A 558-nucleotide genomic window follows, 5' to 3' on the forward strand; every position below is an offset into this window, starting at 1 on the left:
AGTGGACCGCCACACGGTGGCCTTCGCTCAGGTGGCTGATTTCTCTCAGCCAGCCGTGGCCATCATACTGCCACTGCTCTGCCGGTTCGCCGTTCACCGTGCGGTGAGTGAGGCGGTCCGATTCGTCGTAGTGCCAGAGGGTGACAAGCCCCTCATCTTCACTCTGCGTGAGTTTTCCGGTCAGGTCATAATGATAACGTTGCGTCCGCCCGTCAAAGCCGCCCTGCTGTACCAGCCGGTCCAGTGCGTCGTAACGGAAGGCGCTGTCACTGCCGTTCTCGTTGGTCAGCGTGGCGACACGTCCTGCCGCGTCATACTCCATACTGCGCGTCAGCCCGCCCTGCGTGGTGCTGACCGCTTTTCCCCACGCATCGTACTGTGTCTCGCTCCGGTTGCCGCCCGGGGTGATAACGGCAGTCAGGTCGCCTGCGGCGTTGTACTCATACTGCGTTTCACGGCCCTGTGCGTCTTTCACCGAGGTTAACCGGCCACGGTTGTCATAGTGGCGGTAAAGGCTGATGCCTTCCTCGCGGTGGACCGCCGTCATCTGGCCGAAGC

The 558-nt window shown here is 62.2% G+C and carries 1 pseudogene; it reads right to left on the reverse strand.

What is annotated here, in order from left to right:
* A pseudogene (locus ACJHXB_RS24810) lies at positions 1–558 on the reverse strand (RHS element protein); the annotation flags it as partial.

This window comes from Escherichia sp. WS3227_2, assembly GCF_046486495.1.
Taxonomy (GTDB): domain Bacteria; phylum Pseudomonadota; class Gammaproteobacteria; order Enterobacterales; family Enterobacteriaceae; genus Escherichia; species Escherichia coli.